General features: G+C 47.5%; 10 protein-coding genes and 1 tRNA gene. 10 read left to right on the top strand and 1 reads right to left on the bottom strand.

The genetic code is table 11. The annotated features are described in order from the left end of the window. Positions 1-91: 91 nt before the first annotated feature. From OX890_RS18120 to OX890_RS18105, 4 genes are read left to right on the top strand one after another with little or no spacing between them, the layout of a single operon-like run. Complete coding sequence (locus OX890_RS18120; protein WP_011847549.1) at positions 92-1,027, top strand: DUF808 domain-containing protein; 936 nt, start codon at positions 92-94, stop codon at positions 1,025-1,027. Positions 1,028-1,075: 48 nt separating this feature from the next. Further along, complete coding sequence (locus tag OX890_RS18115; protein WP_268649680.1) at positions 1,076-2,026, top strand: 3'-5' exonuclease; 951 nt, start codon at positions 1,076-1,078, stop codon at positions 2,024-2,026. Further along, positions 2,023-2,181: a hypothetical protein gene (locus tag OX890_RS18110; RefSeq protein ID WP_268649679.1), complete on the top strand. Its 159-nt coding sequence runs from the start codon at positions 2,023-2,025 to the stop codon at positions 2,179-2,181. Before OX890_RS18115 ends, OX890_RS18110 begins: the two co-directional genes overlap by 4 nt. A gap of 48 nt (positions 2,182-2,229) precedes the next feature. Next, positions 2,230-3,189 (top strand): hypothetical protein, encoded by a 960-nt coding sequence (locus OX890_RS18105; protein ID WP_268649678.1) that lies wholly within the window; start codon positions 2,230-2,232, stop codon positions 3,187-3,189. Positions 3,190-3,290: 101 nt separating this feature from the next. Here the strand turns inward: OX890_RS18105 and OX890_RS18100 are convergent, their stop codons facing one another. Further along, positions 3,291-3,629 (bottom strand): PBPRA1643 family SWIM/SEC-C metal-binding motif protein, encoded by a 339-nt coding sequence (locus OX890_RS18100; RefSeq protein WP_012089999.1) that lies wholly within the window; start codon positions 3,627-3,629, stop codon positions 3,291-3,293. A 367-nt stretch (positions 3,630-3,996) separates the two neighbouring features. Here OX890_RS18100 and OX890_RS18095 point away from each other — a divergent pair. From OX890_RS18095 to OX890_RS18070, 6 genes are all read left to right on the top strand, one after another. Then, positions 3,997-4,073 (top strand) — tRNA-Trp (locus tag OX890_RS18095). A gap of 489 nt (positions 4,074-4,562) precedes the next feature. Then, positions 4,563-7,301, top strand: a complete 2,739-nt coding sequence (locus tag OX890_RS18090) for a TonB-dependent receptor (RefSeq protein ID WP_259213414.1) — start codon at positions 4,563-4,565, stop codon at positions 7,299-7,301. A 92-nt stretch (positions 7,302-7,393) separates the two neighbouring features. Beyond that, positions 7,394-9,739 carry a glycoside hydrolase family 2 TIM barrel-domain containing protein gene (locus tag OX890_RS18085; protein WP_310473105.1) on the top strand — a complete coding sequence of 782 codons (2,346 nt, stop codon included), beginning with the start codon at positions 7,394-7,396 and terminating at the stop codon, positions 9,737-9,739. 26 nt (positions 9,740-9,765) lie between these two features. Then, positions 9,766-10,809 (top strand): UDP-glucose--hexose-1-phosphate uridylyltransferase, encoded by a 1,044-nt coding sequence (locus tag OX890_RS18080; protein ID WP_268649676.1) that lies wholly within the window; start codon positions 9,766-9,768, stop codon positions 10,807-10,809. Positions 10,810-10,871: 62 nt separating this feature from the next. Next, positions 10,872-12,041 carry a galactokinase gene (gene galK, locus OX890_RS18075; protein ID WP_442800911.1) on the top strand — a complete coding sequence of 390 codons (1,170 nt, stop codon included), beginning with the start codon at positions 10,872-10,874 and terminating at the stop codon, positions 12,039-12,041. A gap of 40 nt (positions 12,042-12,081) precedes the next feature. Continuing rightward, positions 12,082-13,644 carry a sodium/sugar symporter gene (locus tag OX890_RS18070; RefSeq protein ID WP_268649674.1) on the top strand — a complete coding sequence of 521 codons (1,563 nt, stop codon included), beginning with the start codon at positions 12,082-12,084 and terminating at the stop codon, positions 13,642-13,644. The last annotated feature ends 1 nt before the right edge of the window (position 13,645 follow it).

The raw sequence follows: 13,645 nt of genomic DNA, 5'->3' as shown, positions 1-13,645 counted from the left end.
TTAGAAAGCATTTCGCTATACGCCACTAATCTAACTAAGCTACTATGGCAAAAGCAGAATGGTTTATAGATGATTGGTAGAGGGATTTAGCATGGCTGGCGCAAGTTTATTAACCTTACTTGACGATATCGCATCGATTTTGGATGACGTAGCGGTAATGAGTAAAGTGGCGGCAAAGAAAACCGCGGGTGTGCTTGGGGACGATTTAGCCCTCAATGCCCAGCAAGTCACAGGCGTGAGTGCCGAGCGTGAATTACCTGTCGTTTGGGCGGTAGCTAAGGGATCGTTTCGTAATAAATGCATTTTAGTGCCCGCAGCCCTGCTGATCAGCGCCTTTATTCCTTGGGCGGTAACACCGTTATTGATGTTTGGTGGACTGTTTTTATGTTACGAAGGGTTCGAAAAACTGCACCACAGCTATAGCCACAGAAAAGGCCAGCCACACAGCGAAACGCAGGAGGAAAGCGAACTCCCAGACATCAAAGATTTAGCCGCTTACGAGGCTGAAAAGGTCAAAGGCGCGATTCGCACCGACTTTGTGTTATCGGCGGAGATTATCGCGATTACCTTAGGCATAGTGGCGGACAAATCCCTGTCGACGCAGTTTTTCACCTTATCCGTTATCGGGATCATCATGACCATAGGTGTGTATGGTTTAGTGGCCGCGATTGTGAAAATGGACGATGCGGGTTTGTACTTGAGTCAGCGTGAAGGCGAGTCGGCATTAACGCAAATGAACCGTAAACTGGGTTTTGGTTTATTGAGCGCCGCACCTGTGCTGATGAAAAGTTTAACCATTATCGGCACTGCGGCCATGTTTATGGTGGGCGGCGGGATTTTAACCCATGGCTTACACATGATTGGCGAGCAAATTCACCATGCTGAGCAAGCAGTCGCGGCGATGAGTTTTGTCGGACCTGTGCTTGCCGTGCTGACGCCAAGTGTGCTCAATGGCCTATTTGGCGTCGTTGCTGGCGCAGTCGCACTCGCTGTGATGACAGGGATACAGAAACTGCGTGGCGAGTGAGGTGCGCGCATCGACAATCGAGGATTAACTCAACAAGGAAGGGCGACGATGAAGTTAATGAAATACTGTATCTCCCCGAGTAAGTTGGCTTGGTTACGCAAAGAATTGGGTAAAGATGCCAACGGCTTGATTGCGGCAATGGATGCTGCGGGCACAGCTTATCTCGGTAAGCTCAATGCATCGACCGAGGCGTTAGAGGGAGAGCCGCTAGAAGGTGAGGTGGTGGCCGAGACTGACACGTCCACCAATGCGAAGACTCAGACTCAGCGGCAAGCGCAGCGTCAGTTGGCGTATTTGTGGTTGCAGCAGCGGATTGCCTTAGCGACTCGCATCGATGATGCTGACATGGCGGCATTAGCGGCCTTTGAATTTCAACAGTTCCACATTGAGGTGGTTCAACCATCGGAGTTTGATGCGGTTGTCGCGCGATTACAGGCTGAGCAAGTCTTAGGTTTTGATACTGAAACCCGTGCGAGTTTTGAGCGCGGCGTACAACATCCCCTGAGCCTTATCCAAATCGCGACGGCGGATGCTTGTTATCTATTTCAACATGCCATTTTAGGTGAGCAATTTGCACAGCTAAAAAGCTTGTTAGAAGATGAAAGCATACTCAAAGTCGGCGTCGGCTTACGCGGTGATATGCGAGCGCTTAAGCGGCAATGGGGCATCAATGTCACTTCAAAGTTAGATTTAAACTGGGCGCTGGCGCAACTTGGGGCGGAGAAAGAAATGGGGACGCGCCAGTTGGTGGCGACTCTGCTGGGCACTCGTATCGATAAACCGAAAAAAATCACCCTATCGAATTGGCAGCATGTGCCATTATCTGGCGCGCAAATCGATTATGCCGCCGCCGATGCCTTGGCGGCACTCATGTGTTTCAATGCGTTAATCACTCAGCTGACGCCTTTTTATCATGCATCGAGTGCCACAAAAGCCGCGCCGTTAATCCCATCAAGCTTAGTGGTACCATTAGCGAAATATTTTAAGGATGTTGAATGAAGTGCAAAACCCAAGATGCCGCAAAGGAAAACATCAGGCCATCACACTCGGATATGAGCTCGCAGGGCACCAGTACTTTAGGTTTGATTTACCGCGTGCTGGGCATGTTGATCCTGTTAGCGATGATCACCCTTGGGGTGAATGCTTGTGCTTAGTGATTTTGTGAGCATCAGTGCCAGCAGGCAAGAATAAAGGAGAACGCTATGTTAGATGCCATTTGTGAACTCGAAACAGAGGATCATTTAACAGCGAGAACCACTTACAGTGTTTTTAAGTTTCAACAATTATCCGATGACGATATCGAGCGTTTGCGGCAATGGTTAATTTGCCCTGCGTGCGGCGGTAAAGCGTATTTTCGTAAAGCTTCAAAGGATGGCAAAGCCGCCTGTTTCGGCTCGCGTTATCACCAAGTCGATTGCATTGAATTTAAACCCTCGGCGCAAAAGTCCCGCGAGGAGCAAGATGCCATCGAAGTGCATCAGCAGCTGGTGGACGCCGATGCGTTAATGATCGATTTTAGTCGCAAGCCCCGCCGCCATTCTCCCGCAAACAAAGCGCCCACCGCGCCATCGGAAAGTAATACAGCGCCAACGTCTAAGTTGTCTTCTATATCTGAGTCATCTGCTATATCTGAGTCGCCACCAGTACCTGTTGCATCGTCAGCGGACGGTCAAGTGCAAGAGTCGAAAACAGACTATCAAGTTAACACTGCTGCGCGCACAACCGAGAAACGGGTGCCAAGCCAAGGGCTCGAAAAGTTACTGCACAGTTTATTGCGCGGTACAGATTTGGCGAAATCTGATCTCTGGGTATACACAGACACTGAGCGTAAATACCGTTGGCGGGCGAAGAACCTGTTCGTCAACTTTGCCGATGCCGACCCGCTCGATAACAAACCCCACATGTATTGGGGCACTATCTCCCACACTGATCCGACCATGAGCTGGCTTAATCCCGCTGACAGTAAAGATATCGGCATTCCTATCGATGGGATAAAACAGCCATTATTGGCGCAATTTGAAATAGAAGATAAACGCGATCTAGAAGGGGCGGGATTGATTTTATTTGGCAAATGTTTTTGGAATAAAGAAAAGACCCGCAAAATTATTCAGCTGTGGAATAACGATTTGCAGCGGATTTTTATCTCGAAGCTGGAAGATTAGCTTTGGGCAGAAACTAGAATTGGGGAGAGAAAAGGGGCTATTCCCGACGTACAAAAACGTCACGGCAAAAGTCCCTATCTATTTTTCGCTGATTAAAGCGCTTACTTGCCGCAGCACTTCTTGAATTTTTGACCGCTACCACAAGCGCAAGGCTCGTTACGATTCGGTTTTTTCTCGAACGTTGTGGTCTTAGGCTTATTCAATAAACCTTCTAACTCAAGGATATCTTCAGCCACATCGGCATTGACTTCGATATTAGCAAACAGTTGGTGTTCGGCAACAATCGCAGCAACTTCGAGTTTACGCGCTTCATCTGCAACGATTAATTGCAGAGGTAAGGCTTCTGTACCCGGTTTAGCGGCACGCTTAGTGTTGTAGCCAAAGCTCTCATGCTTTGGCTTAGGTGTTTTACGACCTTTGAAGAAAAATTTGTCAGACATCTTGGTTCCGTCGAGCAGTGTATGAAATTGACGATGCTTATACTATAAAACGCCGATTTTATAAATCGAACTCAGATCTTTTTTCGATAAATGCGTGGCTTTTACCCTTAAGCGGCCCAAAAATTGCCGAAACAGCCATATCCGTCGAATTTATTGCAGCGATTTGCCTTGGAACATTTGGGCGCTAACTCTCTTGATAATGTATCCATTAAAACATTAAGCCCAATATGCGGCGGCTTTTTAATCTCAGTGGTAATTAATTCAACAGTAACTGGCTAACTTGTTTGAAAAACCTTCAGTTAATGAGTTTTGTCATAAAAAGTACTTTACCTTTGGAAGTGCTTTTAGCATAATGCCCCACGTCAACAGGGGTGTAGTTCCAATTGGTAGAACAGCGGTCTCCAAAACCGATGGTTGCGGGTTCGAGTCCTGCCACCCCTGCCAAATTCTAGAAGGCCTAGCAGAAATGCTAGGCCTTTGTCTTTTCTCTGTTTCTAATTTTTTATTCAACATTCCGGTCCATATTCCGACTCTGACCTTACTCTGCAATATCCCATTTATCCCGTTGAAGATCGAGCGCCTTATCTCTCCTGTCTTTTTCAATTTACCTTCCTTGAGTAACATCTTTCCATAAACCTATTTACCCTGTTTTCCCTTTATTCCTTCTGGCTCGTTTGCGCTATCTTGATGCAGTCAGCTGGAGGGAATGCGCGATATTAGGGCGGGAAACGCCAACTATCACAATTTAGAATAAATTTTAATCCATTTTGAAACATGAATTTACCCTATATTTACCCATTATTGTGCAAATTGGTGTGGAAAACGTTTACCCTTGGTGTTATAAATTAGCCCCAGATGGATACATCTAATTAACAAAATGGTTGTCACGCTCTCTACTCTACACAAATGAATGTTCAGAGAATGGATAAGATAATGAAAAATAATAAATTCAAGCTCAGCAAAGTCGCAATTGCATTGCTCCCTTTATGCTATGTAACCCATGGCTTTGCTGCGGAAGATGAAACTAAAAAAGACACCACGCCAGTTGCGGCTACTGCCGAAGAAAAAGTTGAGGTGATAGAAGTTAGGGGATTTGCCTCAACCCTAAAACAATCGCTGTTTAGCAAGCGTACTTCATCGCAAACGGTGGAAACGATTTCTACCGATGATCTTGGCAATATGCCTGATGTGACCATTACCGATGCACTTGCTCGTCTGCCTGGGGTGGCAGCCGATCGCGATCGCGGTAACCCAAGTCGTATTTCAATTCGTGGTATGGGACCACGTTTGAATATGGCAACGATGAATGGCCGTGAAATTGTTAGCGGTGAACCAAGCCGTGATGTGCGCTACGAACAATTTCCCGCAGAACTGATTAATGCGGTACAAGTTTATAAAAGTCCGACGGCAAGTAATATCGAAGGCGGTATTTCTGGCTTAGTGAATATGGACTTTGTGAGTCCATTAGCGCAAAGCGAACGTAAAGTGACCTTGAGTGCCAATGGCATGTATTACGATCTGGCCGATGAATTGCCGGACGGACAAACTACAGGCTCTAAATTGAGCTTTAGTATGGTTGATAAAATCACCGATGATTTAGGCTATGCCTTTGGTATTGCTTATCAAGATCAGCCTTCTGTGCAACGTGGAACTAAGAGCTGGAATTACAATAATGGCGCAGATAGAGGCGACATTAATGGTAATGGCATCCAAGAGTCTGCGCCTTGGGGCGGGCAATCTGGCACTAAAATCGGTAATAACAAACGCTTAGGCACTATGGGGATCCTAGAGTGGCAAGCAAGCGATAAGCTAAAACTCAAATACGATCTGTTTTACTCTAAGTTTAAAATTGAAGAACATGAAGATCAGATGTACTTCAATAATTTAGGTAACTATCAAAGCGGCCAAAATTGGAACTACAACCATTCTGCAGCTCAGCCTGACATCATTACCAAAGCCGATGGCAGCGAGCAGTTAGTGGGAGGTGGATTGGCTTATGCCAGTCACGAAGTGCATAACGCGACTTGGTTCCAAGAAAACCAATTGCTGAGCACAGGTTTGAATGCCGTATGGGAAGGGGACGTTTGGCGAATTAAGGCCGATGTCGGTTTTTCTAAGGCGCAAATCGATTCTGTCTGGGTCGATATCATCTCTAGCTACAACGGCCCAAGCTATGACTTAGGTTGGAGTGTGGCCGATGGTAATAGTTTTAGCGCAGAAGTACTTGATAATCCTGCGGAAGGATTAAGCGCGATAGACATAGCTAACCCAGATTATTACACCTTAGGTGCAATGAAATGGGTGGAAACCACACCAGGTGTTTGGGAAGAGCAAAACATTGGCATGATCGGGGATAACGACCGTGATCTGTCGGATAAAATGGTCAATACCCGTTTAGACTTCGAGCGTTATGTCGATTGGGGAGTTTTCGATCAGCTGAGCTTTGGTGTGCGTTATTCGGATAGAGATAAACAAAACCGTGTTGTCGATTGGCAAAAAGCCGTTATCGCGGGCAATGGTTTAAGCAACTATGGCAGCAGTTATACCCTTGGAGGCGATTATAAAGTCCCTAACCTTTATGCTCTGAAGGATTGGGATAATGTGGCGAGTGTTGCCTTTGGTGGTCGAGGCACAGCGGATTACTCACTGCAAAACAATGCTGACAAACTTGCTTCTTGGGGGCTGACTGAAAAGAACAGTGCTGCTTATGCCATGTTGAACATCAACAGTGAATGGGGTGATATGCCTTATTCGGGCAATATCGGCATTCGCGTTGTCAACACGCGTTCAACCTCAGAAGGCTATGAGCAGTTGCTCGATGGCTCTCTCGCCCCAGCAAGTGTCGATCATGAATACACTGAGGTGCTGCCGTCACTTAACTTGCTGTTTAATGTGACTGATGATTCGCAAATCCGTTTTGGCCTAGCTCGTACTATGTCACGTCCTCCATTGATTGAGATGCGCACCGGTTTCTCCATCGATACCACAGTGACGCCCAATACCGCTTCTGGCGGTAATCCTGAGTTAGACCCATATATTGCCAATCAGGTTGACCTTGGTTACGAGTATTACTTCTCTGACAGTGGCGCCATGACAGTGTCTTTCTTCTACAAAGACATGCAAAGCCATATAGGTATCGCGACCAGCACTAAAACCTTAGAAGGTGTCGATTATGAATATAGCGGCCCAATTAATGGTGATGGTGGAGCGATTAAAGGTTTTGAAGTCTTGTATCAACAAAGCTTTGATTTCTTACCTGCGCCCTTCGATGGTTTAGGTGTTTATGCCAACTACTCCTATACAGATTCTGCCGTGGAAGAGTTCACGCCACAGGATAATCCATACACTTTGGCGGGTTTGTCTAAAAATGTGGGCAACGTGACCTTATGGTATTACAAAGAAGGATTTGAAGCTCGAGTGGGCTACGACTACCGCAGTGAATACACTGGTATCAATAGCTGGGATCCGAGTCAAATCTCTTTATATGATGCTCAAGGTACGGTTGATGCGAGTATTTCTTATCAGTTCACCGATAACTTTAAAGTGATGTTGCAGGGCCAAAACCTGACCAACGAAGCGTCAACAAGTTACTGGGACAACGATAAAACCCGTCTAGCAGAAAATGTGGAATGGGGTCGCCGTTACGTGCTGGGCTTTACGCTCGCGATGTAATGGTCACTGGGGCGCCCGCCGAGGCGGGCGCCTTATTTCATATTGTTTCCCTTACGGGATTTCTGGTTATTCCGTCAATAAGGTACCTTGGTATGTATTTCAAGTTGTTGTTTGCAATAGCATTGCTGTGTATCTCCAGCGTGCAAGTGCAGGCTTCGCCACAGGCGCAGACTGCCATCAAACTGTCGTTCAACGAAGATTGGCAATTCCAAAAGTCACCCGCCCACGCTACCGCGTTTCAGCCTGAGGCTAAAGCATGGGAAAAAGTGAGCTTACCCCATACACCAAAGCTTGAACCCCTACTGGTCAATGACCAATGGCAGGGTATTGCCCTGTATCAAAAGCAATTTAATGCTCCTAAATCTTGGCAAGGACAGCGTCTTTACCTGCGTTTTGAAGGTGCAATGAACCACACTAAAGTCTGGTTAAACGATAAACCTGTGGGTGAACATTTAGGCGGATACCTTCCTTTCAGCATTGATATTTCAGCTGCGGTTAATTATGGTGCGGACAACCAGTTACGGGTGGCGTTAGACAATAACGACAATCCAATTACCGGTCCTAAACCACTACATTTACTCGACTTTAATACCTATGGTGGTTTGTACCGCGACGTTAATTTATTCATTAAAGCACCGCTGCACATCAGCGATGAGATGCTGACGAATTTACCGAACCGTGGTGGTTTAGTGATTTCGAGCAAGATCGACGATAAGGCTAAGGCGAGTGTGGCCGTTCAGGCCGATATCCGTAATCAAGGCAGCAAAGCGGCTCAGTTCACCTTAAAACAGGTGCTTGAGTTCGACGGTAAAGCGATTGCAACAACAGCGCAAAGCTTCACTTTGGCAGCTAATAGCCAGCAAGTTTTCAGCCAGAACTTAACGGTAAAACAACCAAAGTTATGGCATCCAACCCATCCGAATCTTTATCAATTGCAGACTGAACTCTGGCAAGGCAACACCTTGCTCGAGCGAAGCAGTAATAAGGTCGGTATCCGTGAATTTGCCTTCAATGCCAAACATGAATTGTTGATTAACGGCGAACCCTATTTCCTGCGCGGTATAAATCGTCATCAAGATTATCCCCATGTCGGTTATGCCACCTCAAAACAAGCCGATTACCGTGATGCCATCAAGATCAAAGAAGCCGGATTTGATTATGTTCGCTTATCTCACTATCCCCATTCGCCCGCCTTTATGGACGCCGCCGATGAAGTTGGGCTAGTGCTGATTGATGCCGTATTAGGTTGGCAGTATTTCTCACCTGAGCCTGAGTTTGCTGAGCATGTGTATCAGTCTTGCAGAGATCTACTGCGCCGCGATCGTAACCACGCCAGCGTGTTAGCGTGGGAATGCTCGCTCAATGAAACTCCAATGCCAGTGGCCTTTATCGACAACCTGAAAGCCATCATTCAGGCGGAACTTCCTGGTGCAATGTCTGCAGGTTGGCAAACGCAATACGATATCTATCTGCAAGCTCGTCAACATAGAATGCAGCATTATCAAACACCGACTCAGCCATACAATGTGTCTGAATACGGCGATTGGGAATACTACGCCCAAAATGCAGGCCTAAACCAACAGGCGTGGGCCGATCTTAAGGATGATGAACGCACCAGTCGCCAGTTACTCGGTGCCGGTGAAAAGCGTTTACTACAACAGGCAATGAACCTACAGGAAGCCCATAACGATAATTTGCACACGCCCGCGTTTGCCGACGGTTATTGGGTGATGTTTGACTATAACCGTGGCTATGCGAATGACTTAGAGTCCTCGGGCATTATGAGCATTTATCGTCAACCTAAGTTCAGCTATTACCTGTTCCAAAGCCAGCGTGATCCCGCATTAACGTCAACCCAATACAATGCCGGACCTATGGTGTATATCGCCTCAGATTGGCAAGCGGACTCTTCGCCAAATGTTCGGGTGTTCAGTAACGCGGATGCCGTCGAGTTATGGCTAAACGGCAAATTAATTGCCCGTCAAATACCCGATAACGGCGCGAATACCGACAAGCTGCCCCATCCACCTTTTACTTTCCATCTGCCCAGTTTTGAGGCGGGAGAGCTAAGTGCTAAAGCCTTTATTGGCAATCAGTTAGTCGCGACGCACAGCGTTCGTACTCCCCAAGCGATTCATGCGCTTGAGATTTCACTCGATACCGCAGGTGTGCCGATTAATTCCGCCGGCAGCGATGTGCTATTTGTGAATGTCAGATTGGTTGATGCCAATGGCACCACAGTGCCAGTTAATGACAAGGTGGTGAGTTTTGAAGTCAATGGCGCGATTCAAGTGCTCAATCCGGATGCGATAGTGACAGAAAAGGGCGTTGCCAGCGCATTGGTGCGAGTGCATAACGGTGCAAAAGGCGCGCACTTAAAAGCCTCTTTTGCGGCAGAAAACACAGCTGCGCCGTTAACTGCTGAGCTGAAATTCTAATTTCCATGAATGAGTTGAGTAATATCATGAACACTGAATTTGATCCGACTGAACATCCTCATCGCCGCTTTAATCCGCTGCTCGGGGAATGGGTTTTAGTGTCGCCCCACAGGGCAAAACGTCCTTGGCAAGGCCAAGTGGAAGCGGTCGATGACGCGCCAAAACCGAGTCATGATCCAAACTGTTTTTTATGCGCAGGTAATACGCGTATTAATGGTGAGGTGAATCCGAACTACGCAGATACGTTTGTATTTACCAATGATTTTGCGGCATTAAAAGCGGATACACCTAAAGCGCAGCAGGATTCTCCGCTGTTTCGCATGCGTACCGAACAAGGTGAGAGTCGCGTCATTTGCTTTTCGCCCGACCATGCGAAAACCTTGCCTGAGCTATCAGTCGATTCAATCATTAAGGTGATTGGCACATGGCAGCGTCAGTGCGCCGATTTATCCCTGCGTTATATTTGGGTGCAAGTGTTTGAAAATAAAGGTGCCGTTATGGGCTGTTCTAATCCGCATCCCCATGGTCAAATTTGGGCACAAACCCAATTACCCACGCTGGTTGCGCGTAAACAACAGAGCCAGAGCGAGTACTTCAAACAACAGGGTAAAGCTTTGCTTGCCGATTATGTTGAGCAAGAAGTCGCTAGCGGTGATCGTTTAGTGGTGAGCAATGAAGATTGGGCTGTGGTGGTGCCTTATTGGGCCGCTTGGCCATTCGAAACCCTGTTATTGCCGCGCTTTGCGATTCAACGTATGACGGAATTGACCGCCAGCCAGCAGGCGAGTTTGGCCGATATTCTCAGCCAAATCACTATTCGTTATGACAATTTATTCCAGTGTTCATTCCCGTATTCCATGGGGTGGCACGGCGCGCCCTTTGATGGCGAACCACACGATGAATGGCAATTACATGCCAGTTTCTTCCCACCACTGCTGCGCAGCGCTTCAGTACGTAAGTTTATGGTGGGCTACGAAATGCTCGCCGAAACCCAGCGCGATCTCACCCCTGAGCAGGCCGCCGAGCGCCTACGTCAGTTGTCACCCGTTCACTATAAAATGAAGCCCTAAACATGAATCAAGATACGTTGAACCTTACTCAACATAGTGCTAACGATATTAATACCCATGCTATGAGCCAATCCGTGACTAAGTCAGATATTCTCGTCCAGCTTGAACAGGCGTTTGTACAACACTTTGGCTATACGCCCCAGCAAGTTTGCCATGCGCCAGGTCGAGTCAATTTGATAGGTGACCATACTGATTACAACGGCGGTTTTGTATTACCCGCTGCGATCAATTTTGGTACTTGGGTGGCGGGTCATACTCGAAACGACCGCATTATCAATGTGGTGGCGTTGGATTGTGCTGGCGAGCGCGTCAGCTTTTCCCTCGATGACATCAGCTTTGATGAGGTTTCACCTTGGAGCAACTATGTCCGCGGCAGCTTAATCGCATTAGCCAAAGCCTTGCCTGACTTTGGCGGCGCCGATTTAGTGGTGAAGGGTAATGTGCCTCGCGGTGCGGGATTAAGCTCATCGGCCTCATTTGAAGTGGTGATCTTAAAGACCATGGCAGCACTTTACGACTTGCCCTTGTCCGGCGTGCAAGCGGCGCTGATGGGGCAGCAAGCAGAGAATGAGTTTGTGGGGTGTAACTGCGGCATTATGGACCAAATGATTTCTGCCATGGGTAAACAGCACAACGCTATGTTACTTGATTGTCGCAGCCTCGAAATCCAATACGCCCGCATGCCTGCAGATCTCGCCATCATCATAGTTAACTCCAATGTGAAGCGCGGTTTAGTCGATAGCGAATACAACACGCGCCGTGGTCAATGTGAACAAGTGGCGGCCTTTTTAGGAAAAGCCTCACTGCGTGATGTGACTTTGGCTGAGCTTAATGCCGCTAAAGCCGAACTTGAACCTGTGCTTTATCGCCGCGCCCACCATGTGATCAGTGAAAGTATTCGTACTTGCGACATGTTAGCCGCACTGAATCGCCACGACATGGCAGAGATCAGTACGCTGATGGCGCAGTCCCATCGTTCACTCAAAAATGATTTCGAAGTCACAACCTCACAGTTAGACATTCTAGTGTCCTTGTTGGCCGACAAGCTCGGCGAACATGGCGGTGCTCGCATGACAGGTGGTGGTTTCGGTGGTTGTGTGGTCGCGCTGACTGAGCGTAGCCATGTGGATAAGGTGCTTGCCACATTAGCCGAGGACTATCACGCGGCGGCAGGGCTTAAGGCCGATATCTATTTATGCCATGCGGTCGATGGGGCCTTCGTTGCTGTTTAGCGTATCAACATAAGATAAAACAATAATAAGAGTACAGAATATGAAGCTCGCCACACTCGATATAGCCATCATAGCCATTTACGCCATTGGTCTGTTGTTGGTCGCGTTATGGATTTCACGCTCGGAGAAAAATCACGAACGTAATACGGAAGATTACTTCCTCGCCAGTAAAGCCTTACCTTGGTGGGCGATTGGTGCCTCGTTAATTGCTTCAAACATCTCGGCCGAGCAGATCATCGGCATGTCAGGTTCAGGTTATGCCATAGGTTTGGCCATTGCCTCCTATGAATGGATGGCGGCGATTACCTTGCTATTGGTCGGCAAGTATATGTTGCCTATCTTTTTGAAAAACAAGATTTTCACTATGCCGCAGTACTTAGAGCAGTGCTTCGATAGCCGAGTGAAGACAGTGCTGGCACTATTCTGGCTTGCCGTGTATGTGTTTGTAAACTTAACCGCTGTGCTGTGGCTCGGTGGTTTGGCGATTCAAACGGTCACGGGAATCGATTGGTTTACGGGCATGATGATGCTGGCAATCTTTTCAACGGCATACTCGCTATATGGTGGCTTAAAAGCCGTTGCCTACACCGATATCATCCAAGTGGTGTTATTGGTGTTTGGTGGATTGATATTAAGTTATTTGGCCTTAGATGCGGTGTCCGATGGTGCGGGTGTGATAGCCGGTTTTGGTGTGCTGACCGAGAAGTTACCTGAACATTTCGACATGATCTTAAGCAGTGATAATCCAGCTTACATGAGCTTACCCGGCATTTCTGTGCTGGTGGGCGGTATGTGGATCATGAACTTAAGCTATTGGGGCTTTAACCAATATATTATTCAACGCGCATTGGCGGCGAAAGATATCCGCGAAGCCCAAAAAGGCATGGCGTTTGCGGCTTATTTAAAGCTACTGGTACCGGTTATTGTGGTGTTGCCTGGTATCGCCGCTGTTGTGTTATATCCTAATCTTTCAGCGCCGGATCAAGCTTATCCGTCGATGATAGAGCTGATGCCCGTTGGGATTAAGGGATTAGTGTTTGCGGCGCTAGTGGCGGCAATTGTTTCGTCATTAGCCTCGATGACCAACAGTATTTCAACCATTTTCACTATGGATATCTATCGTCACCTCAAACCAGCTAAATCACAAACTCACTATGTGTTTGTGGGCCGCGCGGCTACCTTAGTTAGTCTAGTTATTGCGATGATCATGGCTGAGCCGCTACTGGGTAAATTTGACCAAGCCTTCCAATATATTCAGGAATTTACTGGCGTATTTACGCCGGGTATTGTGGTGATTTTCTTACTGGGCATGTTCTGGCGTAAAGCGTCACCTGCGGGCGCCATTGCGGCGGCTCTCGGATCTGCCGTGGGTTCATTTTTGCTTAAGTTTACTTGGCCGACATTGCCTTTTATGGATCGCATGAGCGTGGTGTTCCTTTTGTGTTTAGGACTCGGTGTGTTGGTGTCTTTACTGCGCCCAAGATCGCAGCCAAGCAAGACGGTGGATTTAAGCCAAGTGTCTTTTGCGACCACGCCATCCTTTAATCTGCATACTGCGATTATCGCGATTATCTTAATCGCACTGTACACAACTTGGTGGTAAC

The sequence above is a fragment of the Shewanella sp. DAU305 genome (assembly GCF_026802235.1).
Classification (GTDB): domain Bacteria; phylum Pseudomonadota; class Gammaproteobacteria; order Enterobacterales; family Shewanellaceae; genus Shewanella; species Shewanella baltica.
This window is presented reverse-complemented; position numbering and strand designations above follow the sequence as displayed.

Coding starts and splice junctions, on each gene's coding strand:
- OX890_RS18120 (WP_011847549.1), top strand. CDS start 92: ATGGCTGGCGCAAGTTTATTAACCTTACTTGACGATATCGCATCGATT.
- OX890_RS18115 (WP_268649680.1), top strand. CDS start 1,076: ATGAAGTTAATGAAATACTGTATCTCCCCGAGTAAGTTGGCTTGGTTA.
- OX890_RS18110 (WP_268649679.1), top strand. CDS start 2,023: ATGAAGTGCAAAACCCAAGATGCCGCAAAGGAAAACATCAGGCCATCA.
- OX890_RS18105 (WP_268649678.1), top strand. CDS start 2,230: ATGTTAGATGCCATTTGTGAACTCGAAACAGAGGATCATTTAACAGCG.
- OX890_RS18100 (WP_012089999.1), bottom strand. CDS start 3,629: ATGTCTGACAAATTTTTCTTCAAAGGTCGTAAAACACCTAAGCCAAAG.
- OX890_RS18090 (WP_259213414.1), top strand. CDS start 4,563: ATGAAAAATAATAAATTCAAGCTCAGCAAAGTCGCAATTGCATTGCTC.
- OX890_RS18085 (WP_310473105.1), top strand. CDS start 7,394: ATGTATTTCAAGTTGTTGTTTGCAATAGCATTGCTGTGTATCTCCAGC.
- OX890_RS18080 (WP_268649676.1), top strand. CDS start 9,766: ATGAACACTGAATTTGATCCGACTGAACATCCTCATCGCCGCTTTAAT.
- galK (WP_442800911.1), top strand. CDS start 10,872: ATGAGCCAATCCGTGACTAAGTCAGATATTCTCGTCCAGCTTGAACAG.
- OX890_RS18070 (WP_268649674.1), top strand. CDS start 12,082: ATGAAGCTCGCCACACTCGATATAGCCATCATAGCCATTTACGCCATT.